Origin of the sequence: Nitrobacter sp. Nb-311A, assembly GCF_000152905.1 — a bacterium.
Classification (GTDB): domain Bacteria; phylum Pseudomonadota; class Alphaproteobacteria; order Rhizobiales; family Xanthobacteraceae; genus Nitrobacter.
The window spans coordinates 132899-147789 of the sequence record NZ_CH672421.1; the positions used below are offsets into that span (position 1 = coordinate 132899).

At 60.0% G+C, this 14891-nt stretch carries 18 protein-coding genes and 1 tRNA gene; 11 read left to right on the forward strand and 8 right to left on the reverse strand.

From position 1 onward, the window contains the following. Positions 1-14: 14 nt before the first annotated feature. Positions 15-413 carry a hypothetical protein gene (locus NB311A_RS17650; protein ID WP_009799968.1) on the reverse strand — a complete coding sequence of 133 codons (399 nt, stop codon included), beginning with the start codon at positions 411-413 and terminating at the stop codon, positions 15-17. 156 nt (positions 414-569) lie between these two features. On the opposite strand from NB311A_RS17650, the gene NB311A_RS17655 reads away from it, so the two are divergent. The 4 genes from NB311A_RS17655 to NB311A_RS17670 all read left to right on the forward strand — a co-directional run bounded on the left by NB311A_RS17655 (position 570) and on the right by NB311A_RS17670 (position 2841). After that, positions 570-658, forward strand: a tRNA-Leu gene (locus NB311A_RS17655). Between the two features lie 72 nt (positions 659-730). Beyond that, positions 731-913, forward strand: a complete 183-nt coding sequence (locus tag NB311A_RS17660; protein WP_009799970.1) for a hypothetical protein — start codon at positions 731-733, stop codon at positions 911-913. A gap of 150 nt (positions 914-1063) precedes the next feature. Beyond that, positions 1064-2320, forward strand: a complete 1257-nt coding sequence (locus NB311A_RS17665) for an aminopeptidase (RefSeq protein ID WP_009799972.1) — start codon at positions 1064-1066, stop codon at positions 2318-2320. Between the two features lie 101 nt (positions 2321-2421). Next, positions 2422-2841, forward strand: coding sequence for a hypothetical protein (locus tag NB311A_RS17670; RefSeq protein WP_009799973.1), 420 nt, complete (start codon positions 2422-2424; stop codon positions 2839-2841). 43 nt (positions 2842-2884) lie between these two features. On the opposite strand, the gene NB311A_RS17675 is transcribed toward NB311A_RS17670, so the two are convergent. Together NB311A_RS17675 and NB311A_RS17680 are read right to left on the reverse strand one after the other, a co-directional pair. Then, complete coding sequence (locus tag NB311A_RS17675) at positions 2885-4087, reverse strand: FAD-dependent monooxygenase (RefSeq protein ID WP_009799974.1); 1203 nt, start codon at positions 4085-4087, stop codon at positions 2885-2887. 7 nt (positions 4088-4094) lie between these two features. Next, positions 4095-4340 carry a zinc-finger domain-containing protein gene (locus NB311A_RS17680; protein WP_009799975.1) on the reverse strand — a complete coding sequence of 82 codons (246 nt, stop codon included), beginning with the start codon at positions 4338-4340 and terminating at the stop codon, positions 4095-4097. Positions 4341-4796: 456 nt separating this feature from the next. Between NB311A_RS17680 and NB311A_RS21625 the strand changes: the two genes are divergently transcribed. Then, positions 4797-5048: a hypothetical protein gene (locus tag NB311A_RS21625; RefSeq protein ID WP_131522935.1), complete on the forward strand. Its 252-nt coding sequence runs from the start codon at positions 4797-4799 to the stop codon at positions 5046-5048. 55 nt (positions 5049-5103) lie between these two features. Then, on the forward strand, positions 5104-5856 hold the full coding sequence (locus NB311A_RS17690; RefSeq protein WP_009799977.1) for an alpha/beta fold hydrolase: 753 nt from the start codon (positions 5104-5106) through the stop codon (positions 5854-5856). Here NB311A_RS17690 and NB311A_RS17695 read toward each other — a convergent pair. Further along, positions 5814-7178 (reverse strand): hypothetical protein, encoded by a 1365-nt coding sequence (locus NB311A_RS17695; protein ID WP_009799978.1) that lies wholly within the window; start codon positions 7176-7178, stop codon positions 5814-5816. The genes NB311A_RS17690 and NB311A_RS17695 overlap by 43 nt on opposite strands. 305 nt (positions 7179-7483) lie before the next feature. On the opposite strand from NB311A_RS17695, the gene cysE reads away from it, so the two are divergent. Next, a complete protein-coding gene (gene cysE, locus NB311A_RS17700; RefSeq protein WP_040675841.1) occupies positions 7484-8314 on the forward strand; it encodes a serine O-acetyltransferase in 831 nt (276 codons plus the stop codon). A 375-nt stretch (positions 8315-8689) separates the two neighbouring features. Beyond that, positions 8690-8908 (forward strand): DUF3126 family protein, encoded by a 219-nt coding sequence (locus NB311A_RS17705; RefSeq protein ID WP_009799981.1) that lies wholly within the window; start codon positions 8690-8692, stop codon positions 8906-8908. A gap of 10 nt (positions 8909-8918) precedes the next feature. On the opposite strand, the gene NB311A_RS17710 is transcribed toward NB311A_RS17705, so the two are convergent. Beyond that, complete coding sequence (locus NB311A_RS17710) at positions 8919-9629, reverse strand: hypothetical protein (protein WP_009799982.1); 711 nt, start codon at positions 9627-9629, stop codon at positions 8919-8921. A gap of 199 nt (positions 9630-9828) precedes the next feature. On the opposite strand from NB311A_RS17710, the gene NB311A_RS17715 reads away from it, so the two are divergent. The 3 genes from NB311A_RS17715 to NB311A_RS17725 all read left to right on the forward strand — a co-directional run bounded on the left by NB311A_RS17715 (position 9829) and on the right by NB311A_RS17725 (position 11392). Next, complete coding sequence (locus tag NB311A_RS17715) at positions 9829-10158, forward strand: hypothetical protein (protein ID WP_009799983.1); 330 nt, start codon at positions 9829-9831, stop codon at positions 10156-10158. Between the two features lie 133 nt (positions 10159-10291). Continuing rightward, complete coding sequence (locus tag NB311A_RS17720; protein WP_009799984.1) at positions 10292-10822, forward strand: gamma carbonic anhydrase family protein; 531 nt, start codon at positions 10292-10294, stop codon at positions 10820-10822. 105 nt (positions 10823-10927) lie between these two features. After that, complete coding sequence (locus NB311A_RS17725; RefSeq protein ID WP_040675928.1) at positions 10928-11392, forward strand: FKBP-type peptidyl-prolyl cis-trans isomerase; 465 nt, start codon at positions 10928-10930, stop codon at positions 11390-11392. A 298-nt stretch (positions 11393-11690) separates the two neighbouring features. Here NB311A_RS17725 and NB311A_RS17730 read toward each other — a convergent pair whose 3' ends face one another. The 3 genes from NB311A_RS17730 to purB form a co-directional block, all read right to left on the reverse strand. Then, positions 11691-12311 (reverse strand): transglutaminase-like cysteine peptidase, encoded by a 621-nt coding sequence (locus tag NB311A_RS17730; RefSeq protein ID WP_040675845.1) that lies wholly within the window; start codon positions 12309-12311, stop codon positions 11691-11693. A 309-nt stretch (positions 12312-12620) separates the two neighbouring features. Next, complete coding sequence (locus NB311A_RS17735) at positions 12621-13229, reverse strand: PilZ domain-containing protein (RefSeq protein WP_009799987.1); 609 nt, start codon at positions 13227-13229, stop codon at positions 12621-12623. A 220-nt stretch (positions 13230-13449) separates the two neighbouring features. Beyond that, a complete protein-coding gene (purB, locus tag NB311A_RS17740; RefSeq protein WP_009799988.1) occupies positions 13450-14757 on the reverse strand; it encodes an adenylosuccinate lyase in 1308 nt (435 codons plus the stop codon). Positions 14758-14891 lie beyond the last annotated feature (134 nt).

Sequence of the window (14891 nt, forward strand, 5' to 3'; positions counted from 1 at the left end):
GATCGCGGCGGTTCTTATTCTTGCTTTTCCTTTGGGGCGAGAAACGCGCGGGCGCGCGTCACCAGTCGAATTTGCTCGGAGTTGTTAATTCGCATCGCCGCGACCAGCTCGATGACTTTCTCCGCCTCCTTCAGCCTGGTTTCGGCGGCGATGCGACGCCTGCCTTCGCGGCCGAGTTGCTCGCCGATCGATCGGTGAGATTGATCCAACGCATCCCACTCCGCCTTGGCGTCGCTCAGCGCCTGGGCCTGGGCTTCGATGAGGTCGGCGGCCGCCTCACACGCTTTCGCGGCATCTTTCACGACAACGCCATGCCAAAGCTCGGTGAGGTTGCTCTGATAGCCGTCCTTGAGCATCTCGGCGTCTTGCCGCAACCGCTCCACCAGGTTGGTCATGTCGTCGTTCGCGGTCATGGTTTCGTCTCCTGCATCATTTCGTCACCGAGTGAGCGCATTTGCAGAACGCGCGCGCCGTTTTGCAATACCGCCATTGCATTTCCCCTCTAAGTGTTTGAAAAGAAAAGCGCGCTGGCATGGCGGAATTGGTAGACGCAAGGACTTGAAATCACCGCCCCCATGGCGAAATTGGTAGACGCAACAGACTTAAAATCTGTAGTCCCGTCAGGGACGTACCCGTTCGACTCGGGTTGGGGGCACCACTTCTTGGACCGGCGTCGGCTCGCCCTGACCGCAGGTGCGCCGATGACAGTAAAATCTGGAGATTAGGACAGGTGACCGATTATCGAGTCTACATCCTCAACGACAAGGGCCACATCCAGAGCGATACGCTTATCGTGAGCGATAATGATGCCCAGGCGATCGAAACTGCAAAGAGATTGGTTGGCGTCCGCCACGTGGAAATGTGGGACGGGGAGCGCTTGGTCGGGCGTTTCAAGACAACGCCTGATAGCTAGAGCGTTTTCGAGCGAAGAGGATACTTGGTTCGCGTGAAGAAAACGCCGCAGATCAAAATCATAGAGCTCCGCTTCTGATTCAACAGAAGCGGAAAGGCTCTGGTCCTGCGGCCTCGATCCAGCCGCACCGTTTGCTTAGGATGGATTCGCATGACCCAGCATCAACATAATATCGTTACGCCGATCGATCCGGTGAAGCTGGATCGTCTCGCGGAAGTCGCGGTCAAGGTCGGCCTGCAACTTGCGCCGGGACAGGACCTCCTGATTACCGCACCCGCGGTGGCGCTGCCTTTGGTGCGGCGGATCGCCGAACATGCCTACAAGGCTGGGGCGGGGCTGGTGACGCCATTTTTCTCAGATGAAGACATCACGTTATCGCGCTACAGGTTCGGGCCGGACGCGAGTTTCGATCGTGCTGCCGGGTGGCTGTATGAAGGAATGGCGAAAGCGTTCGCGAGCAACACCGCGCGGCTCGCCGTCGTCGGCGACAATCCGATGCTGCTGTCGGGCGAAGATGCAGCGAAAGTCGCGCGCGCCAACAAGGCCAACTCCATGGCCTACCAGCCGGCGCTTGAAAAGATCGTCGGCTTCGACGTCAACTGGAATATCGTCGCTTATCCAGGCATGGCATGGGCCAGACTGATGTTTCCCGACGACAGCGCGGACGGCGCGGTGGCCAGGCTGGCGGACGCGATTTTTTCCGCCTCGCGCGTCGACAATGATGATCCGATCGCGAACTGGACCGCGCACAATGCGGCCTTGCGCCAGCGCACCGATTGGCTCAACAGCCAGCGCTTCCATGCTCTGCATTACTCCGGGCCCGGAACCGACCTCACGGTCGGCCTGGCCGACGGCCATGAATGGGTGGGTGGCGCTTCCGCTGCCAAGAATGGCATCGTCTGTAATCCGAATATCCCGACCGAAGAGGTATTCACGACGCCTCATGCCCTGCGGGTCGAGGGGCACGTCCGAAGCACCAAGCCGCTGTCGTATCAAGGCACGCTGATCGACGGGATCGCGGTGCGCTTCGAGCAGGGTCGCATCGTCGAGGCCAACGCGTCCCGCGGGGCCGACGTGCTCAACAAGGTGCTGGATACGGATGAGGGCGCGCGGCGGCTCGGAGAGGTCGCGTTGGTGCCGCACTCCTCGCCGATCTCGAAGAGCGGCTTGTTATTCTATAATACGTTGTTCGACGAGAACGCGGCGAGCCACATCGCGCTCGGCCAGTGCTATTCCAAGTGCTTCGTCGACGGCGAGAAGCTGTCGCCGGAACAGATCGCGGCGCAGGGCGGCAACAAGAGTTTCATTCACATCGACTGGATGATCGGGTCGGGAGAAACCGATATTGACGGCATCAGCAGCGACGGCAGTCGTGTTCCGGTCTTTCGTAAGGGCGAGTGGGCGTGAGCCGCCAACGCCTGATCGCACGCGTGGCCTCAATGCGATCACGGACCAGCGCTTTTTGGCGGTTCAGCGGGCGCTTGGCTCGGTCCGGGGAATGGGGAACAATGCCGGACCGGATCGTTACTGGCCGCTGTCTGCGGCTGCCCGTGTTCATTACTTTACTGATCATGGGCGGCGGTCTTTGCGGGTGCGCCAATCTCGGCGACGGCGCCGTCTCCGGCGCGTTCGTCGATCCCGCGAAATATGATCTCTATGATTGTCCGCAGCTCGATGCGCAACGCAAATCTCTGGCGCTACGCACGGCAGAACTGCAAGGGCTGATCGAAAAGGCTCACAGGGGCGTCGCGGGGACCGCCGTTGCCGAACTAGCGTATCGCAACGACTACATCACCACTCGGGCTTCGGCCAAACTTGCCGATGAAACGTGGCGGCGGAACAAGTGTGACCAGGCTTCGGCCGCGCAAGAGACACCGGCGAGCGAGCCCCACGTCGCACCGAGGCGCTCCGGCGGCTCCGGTTACTGATCTTCGACGATCTCCGGCGACGGACAGGCTACGTCCGTTCGGCTTAGCGCCGCCAGCTGTAGATCCACTCCTGACGCGCCAGCATACGCTGAGGTCCCGTTATTCCGATGGCAAGATCACGCGCCAGAGCGGCGACGCCCCGGAGATGGTAGATTCTTCCATTCAGTCGTGCGGCCTCTTGCACACGCGCAACGCGCGCGAGACGCAGGCTGGTATAACGCGCAAGCGCGGCCGCGACATCTTCGGCGTTTTCGTTCGCCGTTTCGCCGAGACACTGCGCCAGAACCGCGGCATCCTCGATCGCCATGCCTGCACCCTGCGCAGCGAACGGCAGCATCGCATGGGCGGCATCGCCGAGCAGAGCCGTCGTATCGCGGTGCCACGCAGCCATCCGTGGAATCGTGAACAGCGCCCATTTGCGCCAGCGGTCGACCGCGTCGATCATCAAGCGCGCCGGCCGGGGCCAGTGCGCTTGTGCGAACATGCGCTTGATATCCGCAGCATCTCCGGCGGCGCTCCAGCCGGGCTGATTCCAGCCGCCCGGAACGATTGCGACCAGGTTGATCCGGTCCCCGCCTGACATCGGATATGTCACGAGATGCGCGTCCGGACCCATCCAGAGCTGTATGTGTGGCGCGGTCATGTCGCGCGGGAACTGTGCTGCCTCGACGGTCCCGCGCCATGCAATCAGGCCGGAAAACAACGGAATCGCGTCCGGAAAAAGCCGACTGCGCAAAGCGGACCACACGCCGTCGGCGCCTATCAGCGCACATGCGGCCTCCTGCGCGCCAGCTCTGTCGCCGCACACAGTCGCCTTGGCGCCGGGAGCGAATGCGGCGGCTTCTTCGGCCTTGGCGCCGAGGCGCAATTCGATGTCGGGATGATCGCGGACCTGTTCCAGCAGTCCGGCCTGCAGGTCGGCGCGATGCATGACCCAGTAGGGCGCGCCCGCGCGCAATGCGGCTGTCTCGCCAAGCGGGATGCGGCAGATCTCACCGCCGTGCCGCGCACTCCTGATGCTGACGGCTTCCGGCACCAGCGCGCGGGCGGATAACCGCGCATGCAGGCCGAGTTCGATCAGGATACGGGTTGCATTCGGCGAAAGTTGCAGTCCCGCGCCGGCCTCCTCGAGGCGCTCGGCCGTTTCGATGATGACGACGCGAAACCCTCTCGCTGCCAGCGCCAGCGCCGCCGTCAGGCCTCCGATTCCGGCGCCGGCGATGACGACTGTGCGTAACCTGCGCACAGGGCTATCAAGCGACCTTGTCTTTCACCACGCATTCGGAGGGGCGGGCCTGTCCGGCGCCGAGGTCGGCCGCGAAGCGATACAGCGTCGAGCAATAGGGGCAGATGATTTCGTTGTCGTCGCCGAGGTCGAGAAAGACGTGCGGATGATCGAATGGTGGATTGGCTCCGACACACATGAATTCCCGCGAGCCGATTTCGATCACGGCGACGCCGGAATCGTTATGGAAGTGGGGGACGATGTGATCAGACATGCTTTACACCTCAAATCGTCGCGAGATATTGACGCGCCGATACGCAACGGCATCGTGCGGCACCATACTTGTAGGCGCTTCGAATTCCTAGAGCATTTCCGCTGCCAATGAATCAGAAGCGAGCTCTGGATTGTGGTTCCGACGCGTTTTCTTCACGCGAACCGGCCTCCATTCCAGGGTCGATCCGGGATATTCCTTGCTCGAAAGCGCTATCGCTCGCGGAAGCAGATCAGTCCGTTATCCATGCAAATTCGACATAATCCTGTCGTTTGAGAAAAGCCTTCTTTGGTCGGAGAAGCTGTGCTTGAAAAGCGGCATACCGCCTCCAGGCGTACGAAGTCCCCCTCGATCCGGATTTTCGACGATGCGATGGCGAATTGGCAGCGCGATAACGACGGCCGCGGTGTTTGCAACCGCGTTTGCTGTGCTGTTGCCACGTGCCGGGGAGCCGGCGCCATGCTGATTGCGCAGGATGATCCTGCACGGCTTGCTGATCTTCAACTTGATTCCGCACTTCGAATCGATCCTGCGCTGGTCGGGCGGAACATCGAGGCAGCGCTTGCGGCGCACGATCCGGACCTCGCAAGCAGCTTCGTCGATCTTGCGGCGGCCAAAGGGATATCGATTCCGGAAGACCGGTCTCAACGCGTTACCGAGGCCGCGGGGCAAGAAAATTCGACCAGTGGTGTTGCGCCGCCGCCGCCGTAAACGGCTCATCGATCGTTGAGGCCATCCTATCTCCATCCAGATCACGGAAGCGCTGATGCCGAGCTTTCATCACGGCGAAGTTGAAATTGCCTATCTCGACGAGGGCGAGGGTGATCCCGTTGTTCTCGTGCATGGGTTTGCGTCGAGCAAGAATGTGAACTGGGTCTATCCGACATGGGTATCGGAACTCCGCAAGAATGGATTTCGGACCATCGCGTTCGACAATCGCGGCCACGGCGATTCCAGCAAGCTCTACGACCCGGAGGATTATCACATTGGCACGATGGCGAACGATATCACGGCGTTGATGGATCATCTCGGCATCGCGCGCGCGGATGTCATGGGATATTCGCTCGGCGCCAGGATGATGGGAATTCTGGCGCGGACCCGGCCAGAACGGGTGCGCTCCGGAATTTTCGGCGGTCTTGGCATCGGCCTGATCAAGGGAGGCGGTCCGGGTGAAAGCGTGGCCAGGGCGCTGGAGGCGCCGTCGCTGGATGATGTGACCGATCCGTTCGGCCGGACGTTCCGCGCCTTTGCCGATCAGACCCGCTCCGATCGTCGCGCGCTCGCGGCCTGTTTGCGAGGCTCACGGCGGCTGATGACGGAATCCGAAGTCGCCGGCATCAAGGTGCCGACGTTGATAGCGGTCGGCACGAAAGACGAGATCGCAGGATCGGCGCAGGCGCTTGCGGACGTTATCCCCGGCGCGGAAGTGCTGGACATTCCCAACCGTGACCACATGCGTGCGGTGGGAGACAAAGTTTACAAGGAAGGCGTGCTGAGATTTCTGTCACGCCGGCCGTGAAACCATCCATAGCGATCCGCGAGGAATTTCGCCGGCGCGATCAGCACCACAAATGTTGCGATCCAGACCATGCGCGCGCCGTAGCGGTGATGCGGGCCTGATATAGCGCCGCAAATGAACGCGTTACCGAGCAATGCCACGCAAACCATCGCGGCAAGAAGTTCGACGTCATCAATACGCCGCCGCCATAACGCAGCCAGGGCGATTGCAGCGGCCAACAGCATCGAGGCGAACGCGACCGGGACGTGAATCCAGTTGATAGCCGTAAATTTGATGTTCCAGTGCTGCTGCCGTGCGGCGCGCATGGTCTTCGCCTGTTCCGGCATATAGCGTTCGATGATGCCGTAGGTATGGGGAATCCATCCGGTCGTGCCTTCGCCGGTGCCGACTTCCGCGAGTTGTTCCGCCGTTGCTTCGACCGCAGCTTCGGCCTGCCAGAGCGGGTAGGCCACCAGTGCGTGCGTGGCGATGAATTCCATCTCGCCGTTCAGGCCCTCGAAGCGGCCGAGTTTGTCGAATATGGTGCCGTTCCCCCAAAGGAAATCATCCGCTGTCGCCGGCAGTTGATTGCGGTAGGGGCAGAGCTTCAGCTTGATCTTGTCGCAGTGGTCGTTGAGATAACGCGCGACGATGCCGTCCTGCATCATGCGTCCGAACGATACGGAGGCGCCGCCGGGCGTCCAGGCAAGTCGGCCTGTCAAAAAGAAATTGGCGGCCAGGAGCATGGCCGCTCCGGCAACGATCGTCAGGGAGCCCTGAACCAGCCCGGCGATCTTAAGCCTTGGGCCGAGCAACGGCTTGACGATCCATCCCGCGCAACACAGGCCCAACAGAACCCCGAACGTCGCAGTATGGCTCGCAGCCGCGAAGGACGTAAACAGGAAAAGCGAGATCTTCTCGCCGTTCGAAAGCTTGCCGTTATGGACAACGAGGATGTATAGCGCGAGCACCGCCAGCCCCGAGAAAATGTCGGTCAGCAGCATGCTGGAGAGCCACGGTAGCGCCGTGGTCGTGATGAGGATCAGGGCGATTGCGAGAAGCCGCAATGGCTGCGCCATGTTGAGCACGCGCAAGGTCAAATGCAGGATCCACAGCGTCAGCAGCGCCTGGCAGACCAAATTGATCCAGAAGTACGAGCCCTGTCCCAAATGAAGGTAGATGCCGTACGCGTTCGAGCGGCTGATCTCAAGATGGCTCTCGTACCATCGCGCCAGATAGCCGCCGGTATCATATTGAAGCAGCGGATAGCCGTTCCAGATCGCAGGGACGAGGAGCAGAACAGGGATGACGACAGCCGCGATCCAGGCCCAGGGTGCCGCCACGGCGCGCTTGTATAGGACTTGTGTGGAAATGTGTATCCCTCCGGTTAAGCAGCGCGCCATTCCGCCTATTGAGTGTCCGACGCAAATGCATAATTTGTTTGACGTAATTGGTCCGACATGTGGATTGAATAATGAGGATTTCCAGCTATCCAGATGGCGGAAGCGTCCACCCCACGAACCATATAGTGCCGTCATTCAAGGGCTTAGACCCTAAGCGCCGCGAATGAATATTCGCTGAACGGCGAGGACAACGACCTCGCATCATGTTAAACTACGGGGACAGAATTCAAGGTTACAAGACGGCCATGGCGATCCAGCAAGTCAATTCCCAGACTCCGAAACTCGCAGCGCTCGATCCGATCTGGGACCGCATCCGCAGCGAGGCCGAAGATATCGTTCGCCACGAACCTGAACTGGCGTCCTTTATCTACTCGACCGTCCTTCATCATGGTCGCCTTGAGGCCGCGGTGGTGCATCGCGTCGCAGAGCGGCTCGACCATTCGGCCTTGTCCGGCGACTTGATCCGTCAGACCTTCGATGAGGCGCTTCGCGACGATCCCGATATCGGCAACGCGTTCCGCGCCGATCTGGTGGCGGTGTATGATCGCGATCCTGCAACCTCGCGGTTCATCGATCCTTTGCTCTATTTCAAGGGCTTTCAGGCTATCCAGACACACCGTTTGGCGCACTGGCTCTATCAGAAAGGCCGCAAGGATTTCGCCTATTATCTGCAGAGCCGCTCCTCATCGGTGTTTCAGGTCGACATCAACCCGGCAGCCAGGATCGGCCGCGGCATCTTCCTCGATCACGCCACCGGATTTGTCGTTGGCGAAACCGCCGTCATCGACGATGACGTGTCGATTCTACATGGCGTGACGCTTGGCGGTACCGGCAAGGAGAACGAGGATCGTCATCCGAAGATCCGCCACGGCGTCATGATCGGCGCGGGCGCGAAAATCCTCGGCAACATCGAGGTCGGACATTGCGCGCGCATCGCGGCCGGATCGGTCGTCGTGAAACCGGTGCCGCACAATGTCACCGTCGCAGGCGTGCCAGCCAGGACGGTCGGTCCGGCCGGCTGCTCGGAGCCCTCGCGCACGATGAACCAGATGCTGAATGCGACACCAGAATCCTAAGCTTTACCAGCGTTCTCTCGAATCCTAAGTTCGCGGGGATGCAGTGCAACGACGGAACTGGCTGCGGCCACCGGAGCACGACCGATCCGAAGGACCGCACCGCCGGAAAGTGGAAACCGATTTTCGAACGAGATGATTTTCAATCGAAAAAATAAAACAGAGCTCGATTTCAGCAAAGTCGAGTCAGACTTTATGGAAGTTGAGTTGGACTCTATAGCGTTTTCGAGCGAAGCATATCCTCAGGCTTGACCCGGGGATGAAACCCGGCTCGCGTGAAGAAAACGCATCAAAACAAAAAGCCAGAGCCTTTCATCGTTTCCGTGGAGCGGTGAAGGACTCTGGAACCCTTGCGAACCCTCACATCTGGAGACGACCGTGAACGTTCAGGAAGTCAGGAAACTCGACGCTTACTTCAAGCGTGTGTTCGGCAATCCCCGGATTCGTGTGGTGCCGCGTCCGAAGAAGGACGATTCGGCCGAGGTCTATATCGGCGAGGAGTTTATTGGCGTGCTATTTGTCGACGACGAGGACGATGACCGTTCGTTTCAGTTTCAGATGGCTATCCTCGAGGAGGATCTGGCCGACGTCGGATAAACCTAGCGCGCTAGTTTTGCAGCGGGTGCAGTTGCTGCACGAGCCGCTCCATCACACCGGCAACGTAACGCCAGTCTGAAAGCCATTGCCGTGGAAAGCGGAACGTCAGGTCGGCGTTTCCGATCCGGCGTTCGCTCAGGCACATGCCCGGCGTCAGGGCTTCGCGGGTGCATCGCGCCACCAGCGCGGGCGTCTGCGCCACGAACAGGTCCTCGCCTGCATACGGCGTGCCGTCGCGGAATGCCCGTATCGACAGTCCGTCCTGAGGCTGCGCGAGGGTCGCATCAAGATAACGTGGATAGATGGTGTGCACGAGAATGTCTGGCGCCAGCGAATCGTGATGGGCGGCAATCGACAGGAAAATGCGGTCGATCGGCTGTGGTCCATCTTCGACAGTCTCGGCGGTGACATGTCTTGGTGCGTCTGGCGTTGCCAGCGAAGGATAGAGAAAATTCAGATCGATGCGTTCCTGCGATCCCGAATGTCTCTGAATTTTCACGCGGAAGGCGCGTTCCGGCACGTTGAACACGGTTTGCCCAATGCTGACCGGCAACCGCTCATTGTTGTCAGGCGCTTTGGGGGTCCAGGTTGGCCATAACAAATAGGCGACTGCGGTGACCGCGGGAATCGCGATCGTCACAGCTGCGAGAAGCGGGATCAGATGACGACCGGTTAGCGGTTTCCCGCGCGACCGGCGCGGGGCGGACAACAACAGGGCCATGCGACGGAGATTTCCGAAAAGACGAATCAGCCGCGACTATGCCACGCAATGTGGAGTTTTCATGCGAGGTTGGAGGCGCTCCACCACCGCGCGATTGCCGCGGCGCGCCGTGCGTTAACCTTTTCTTAAGGATAAGGTGGCGAGGCAGTCCGCATTCTGCGAAGGAGGGACACCGTAGTCGTGATGGGTGTCCTTTTCGATGTCGCCGGATGCGTTGAATTCCTTCTTCTCCCTGTGCATCGGTTTCGCCATCGCGGGCGCGCTCGCCAGCGGTTATCAGGCGTTGGTCAAACACCCCGCCGGCTTCGGATTGCTGCAGCAGGGTATTGTTGTCAGGGCATTTGCGGCGGTGCCGTTCCTGGTCTTCGCGGCGCCCTTCATCATCATGCGCAATACGCTCCGCGGACGACGCATCGAGCGCCGCCGTTTTGAGTTCGTCATGATGGCGACCGTGATCGCGGGTTTCTGGAGCCTGATGTCTGGCACCTGCGTGGTCATGACACTGAAGGCGGTCGGGTTGCTCGCCTGAACGGCGCCGTGGCATTGTCGTCTCCGGAGCCTTCCGCCTTTGCTTGAATCGGAAGCGGCACTCTATGATTTTGATTTGACAGCGAACGCGGGAAACGCATGTCAAATCCCAACCTTCGCGACCAAGAGGCGTTATGGCGATTTACGCACTCGATGGGCAGACGCCCGACCTTCCCGAAACCGGGCGCTATTTCATCGCCGAAACCGCCGCGGTGATCGGCAAGGTCCGTCTCCGCGAGAATGCAAGCGTGTGGTTCGGTGCGGTGCTGCGCGGCGATAACGAGTGGATCGAAGTCGGAGAGGGTTCCAATGTCCAGGATGGCTGTACCTGCCATACCGACGAGGGATTCCCGCTGACGATAGGTAGCAACTGCACGATTGGCCATAACGTTATTCTGCACGGTTGCACCATCGAAAATGATGCGCTGATCGGTATGGGTTCGATTGTCATGAACGGCGCGCGGGTTGGCCGCGGATGCATCGTCGGCGCGGGCGCGCTCATTACCGAAGGCAAGCAGTTCGCGGAATACTCCCTCATTGTCGGTGCGCCGGCGCGCGTGATCCGCATGCTTGATCCTTCGGAGACCGAGGCGATGGGAAGCGGCGCGACGTCCTACGTCACGAACGGCCTGCGCTTCGGAAAGGGATTGAAGCGAATCGACTGAGGTCAAGGTGGAATTTCGATTCTGACGAAGGTCGCAAAAAGCCATGGTCGCAGCTTATTCCTTGGAATAGATGTGAACGCCGATAACGGGCTGGAGAATGCGTCGATGCGGGCGTTTCGATGGACGGGCGTTTTGACATTTGCTCTTGCGATTGCATCAAGCGGAATCGCTCTGATAAATGCTCCGGCCACGGCAGTGGCCCAAACCGCGGAGAAGACCATGACAACAGCATCGGGCTTGCAGATCACGGATACCAAAGTTGGAGATGGCCCGTCGCCTCAGCCGGGGCAGGTTTGCATCATGCATTACACCGGCTGGCTCTATGAGAACGGACAGAAGGGCGCCAAATTCGACAGCTCGGTGGATCGCAACGAACCCTTCGAGTTTCCGATCGGCAAGCGTCGTGTGATCGCGGGGTGGGATGAAGGCGTCGCGACGATGAAGGTCGGCGGCAAGCGGACGCTGATTATTCCGCCGGAACTCGGTTACGGCGCGCGCGGCGCCGGCGGAGTCATTCCGCCCAATGCAACGTTGATCTTTGATGTCGAGCTGCTCGGCCTGAAAGGCTGAGCAGCGGCGAGCGACCGCCGTTTCACGCGGTAGCGCAAGATCCGTTCCTGGCCTCATGACGAAAGTTCGAACGTTTCCGCTTCTGATGGAAATCAGAAGCGGGGCTCTATGATTTTGACGCGCTTCGTTAAAGGAACCGGCGCCCATCCCTGGATCAAGGCCCGAGAATTGCTTCGCTCGAAAAGGCTGTAGAGCTGAAAAGGGATGCGGCCAGCCTCTTGGGGGAAGGCTGGCCGCGCGCGAGCCGGCCTGGGGACGGGGAGGGGTATGACCGGGTCGCGGGTTTCGTACTTTTTGTTTATCGAGAACTGGCTGTTGCGACCGCAGGATGGTTGTCGTCCAGTGCAACCCAGACATCGGGGTCGCTTTGCGATTGCCGCTTCATGAAGCGGTAGCCGGTTTCCGTCCAGGCCAGAACATTCTCGTTCTGGTTGTCGAGAATGAATTCGCCTTTGTTTGTCTTAACGGTCAGGACGGCATGGCCATCGCCCTGCTTGTCGCGGACCACCGTGACCAGCAACGCCTCGCGCGGCCATCCGGCGTCGATCAGCAGCTTGCGCTTCAACAGCACATAGTCCTCGCAATCTCCGTACCCGTCGGTGGGAAGAGACCACTTTTCGACGACGTTCCAATGTTCCTTGTCCGTCATCGGCTTGACGGTTTCGTTGACCCAGCTGTTGACCTTCAAGAGATCGCGCCAGGCGTCAGTCGTTAAGACGATATCACGTGGCTGCGTTGCCCCGGTGCGGCATTCCTTCGGATTGTCGTTGCAGAATTCAACCCAACCGATCGGCGCCCGCGTGTTGTCGCCGAGACTTGCATAGAGCTTTCCTGTTTCCGCGGCGCTCGCTTGCGTTACCATTCCCCACAGGATGGCGCCAATAATCGCCAGTCCAACTCCCTGTCCCCTGTTGAGCATTGTGGCCCCCGTTTCTTGTTGGGACCACATTTCGCACAAAGGATTTGCGCCGACGCTAAGTACTCGACGTGTATTCGACGCAAATGCGAGTAAAGTTCGCCGCTAATTAAATCAGTACTTGAATCGAAATTGACTAAAGTTTTAGCGACCATCCTCGTTTCAAAAGTTGGCTGTTAACGATTGAGCGCCGAATAAATTGGGTGTTTCTGCGTCGGAACGCGGCTGGCGTTAACCTAAAGATCGCTGGCTTTTGCCGTGGCGAAACCGGACGGCGGCGACCGCAAAACGAAAATTTACGAGAATGGCCGTTTACCGGGCGGTGACGTTATCTTCGAGAGTATCGGGATGTTGCTCGTGAATGAACTCGAGCGCGAAGCCTTCTTCCAGATAGCGAACAACCCGAGCAAGCACCTTGCCGAGTGCGACCCTGGACCGCAGCGGGGGTCTTTTTTCAGCGGAGACAGCGGCTCCTGACTTGGAGAGATCAAGGATCCGGCAAGTCAGCTGCGTGCCATCCTCGAGTGTGAGGTTCGCGACCGGATTGCGCGGCACGATGCGATCGTGGCGGCGGTCTTCCGGGAGATTGAGGATGTCGCGATTGGCGAGCCAGGTGAGCTGCGACGCCAGCTTGTCCCGTTTGCGGGGAGTCGCGCTGATATTCATGGCGAATCCGCTGTCGATAATCCGCGTAACCTTGCCTTCGACCCGGCCGATATGGTCGAGATAGGCGACGACCCGGTCACCGACATTGCCGATGCCGGGGGCCAGCATGGCCAGCCCGCCGGGGGACATATTGATGACCTGACAGGGGAATTCGCGTCGATCCGGCAGCATATAGCGGCCCAGCAGGTGAATCTTGACCCGCTGAAAGCGCCGGCGCTCAGCCGGCAGGTTCGAAATTTGCTGCGCCAACACCATAAATCGGTCCGCCGGTCGACCGGTGATCGGTATGAGTAAACCCTACGGTTGTCAGGGTTAACGCGGAGTTAGTCGCGTTTCGGAGCCTTATAGCCCCCACACGCGACATAGGACCTTGGATCGGCGCCACGACCGATTATCCCGCATCTGCGAAAAGCGCGATAAGGGCCCCTTCTTCGATCACGGGCATATCCGGCTCCGACTGACGTATGCTGCACGCTCACACGCTGCCGAACACCCGCTTGAAGATCGTATCGACGTGTTTGAGGTGGTAGTTGAGGTCGAACTGCTCGGTGATCTCAGCGTCGGTGAGATATTTCGTCACGTCGGCATCGTTCTTCAGAAGCGTCTGGAAGTCGCCTTCGCCACGCCATACCGGCATGGCGTTCCGCTGAACCAGCCTGTAGGCATCCTCACGGCTCGCGCCTTTCTGCGTGAGCGCGATCAGAACACGCTGCGAATGCACGAGCCCGCCAAGACGATCGAGGTTCTTTTGCATGGTGGCGGGATAGACGAGGAGCTTGTCGATAACGCCCGCGAGGCGGTTGAGCGCGAAGTCCAGCGTCACGGTGGCGTCCGGGCCGATCATGCGTTCGGCCGAGGAGTGCGAGATGTCACGTTCGTGCCAGAGCGCGACATTCTCCAGCGCAGGCGTCACATAGGCGCGCACCATGCGGGCAAGCCCGGTGATGTTTTCGGTCAGTACCGGGTTGCGCTTGTGCGGCATCGCCGATGAGCCCTTCTGGCCTTCGGAGAAGAACTCCTCGGCCTCCAGCACCTCGGTGCGTTGCAGATGGCGGATTTCGATGGCAAGCCGCTCCATCGAGGAGGCGATGACGCCCAGCGTCGCGAAGAACATCGCGTGGCGGTCACGCGGGATCACCTGGGTCGAAACCGGCTCGGGGGTTAATCCCATCGCGTTGGCAACATGCTCTTCCACGCGCGGATCGATCTGGGCGAAGGTGCCGACCGCGCCGGAGATCGCGCAGGTTGCCACCTCCTTGCGGGCCGCGATCAGGCGCTCCCTGGCGCGTGTGAACTCCGCATAGGCATATGCGAGCTTAAGGCCGAAGGTCACGGGTTCGGCGTGAATGCCGTGCGAACGGCCGATGGTCGGCGTCATCTTGTGTTCGAAGGCGCGCGTCTTCAGCGCTCCGAGCAGCTTGTCGATATCGGCAATCAGGATGTCGGCGGCGCGGGTGAGCTGCACGTTGAGGCAGGTGTCGAGCACATCCGATGACGTCATGCCCTGATGCACGAAGCGCGCTTCGGGACCGACGATTTCGGCAAGATGAGTGAGGAAGGCGATGACATCGTGCTTGGTTTCGCGCTCGATCTCGTCGATTCGCTGAATATTGAAAGTGGCGTCCTTCGCCTTGGCCCAAATAACTTCGGCCGCCTGCTTCGGAATGATTCCGAGTTCGGCCTGGGCATCTGCGGCGTGTGCCTCGATCTCGAACCAGATCTTGAAGCGGGTCTGGGGCTCCCAGATCGAAGCCATTTCCGGGCGGGCGTAACGGGGGATCATTGGCGATTCTTGAGGTTTTCTTCACGCGAACCGGTATCCACTTCGCTCGAAAACGCTATAGCAGAGCCGCCGGACAGAGACAAACGATGCGGCTGGTTAAACGACTTCGGCACCATTTGCCGGCATCGCGTCTG

Coding starts and splice junctions, on each gene's coding strand:
- NB311A_RS17650 (WP_009799968.1), bottom strand. CDS start 413: ATGACCGCGAACGACGACATGACCAACCTGGTGGAGCGGTTGCGGCAA.
- NB311A_RS17665 (WP_009799972.1), top strand. CDS start 1,064: ATGACCCAGCATCAACATAATATCGTTACGCCGATCGATCCGGTGAAG.
- NB311A_RS17670 (WP_009799973.1), top strand. CDS start 2,422: ATGCCGGACCGGATCGTTACTGGCCGCTGTCTGCGGCTGCCCGTGTTC.
- NB311A_RS17680 (WP_009799975.1), bottom strand. CDS start 4,340: ATGTCTGATCACATCGTCCCCCACTTCCATAACGATTCCGGCGTCGCC.
- NB311A_RS21625 (WP_131522935.1), top strand. CDS start 4,797: ATGCTGATTGCGCAGGATGATCCTGCACGGCTTGCTGATCTTCAACTT.
- NB311A_RS17690 (WP_009799977.1), top strand. CDS start 5,104: ATGCCGAGCTTTCATCACGGCGAAGTTGAAATTGCCTATCTCGACGAG.
- cysE (WP_040675841.1), top strand. CDS start 7,484: ATGGCGATCCAGCAAGTCAATTCCCAGACTCCGAAACTCGCAGCGCTC.
- NB311A_RS17710 (WP_009799982.1), bottom strand. CDS start 9,629: ATGGCCCTGTTGTTGTCCGCCCCGCGCCGGTCGCGCGGGAAACCGCTA.
- NB311A_RS17715 (WP_009799983.1), top strand. CDS start 9,829: ATGTCGCCGGATGCGTTGAATTCCTTCTTCTCCCTGTGCATCGGTTTC.
- NB311A_RS17720 (WP_009799984.1), top strand. CDS start 10,292: ATGGCGATTTACGCACTCGATGGGCAGACGCCCGACCTTCCCGAAACC.
- NB311A_RS17725 (WP_040675928.1), top strand. CDS start 10,928: ATGCGGGCGTTTCGATGGACGGGCGTTTTGACATTTGCTCTTGCGATT.
- NB311A_RS17730 (WP_040675845.1), bottom strand. CDS start 12,311: ATGCTCAACAGGGGACAGGGAGTTGGACTGGCGATTATTGGCGCCATC.
- NB311A_RS17735 (WP_009799987.1), bottom strand. CDS start 13,229: ATGGTGTTGGCGCAGCAAATTTCGAACCTGCCGGCTGAGCGCCGGCGC.
- purB (WP_009799988.1), bottom strand. CDS start 14,757: ATGATCCCCCGTTACGCCCGCCCGGAAATGGCTTCGATCTGGGAGCCC.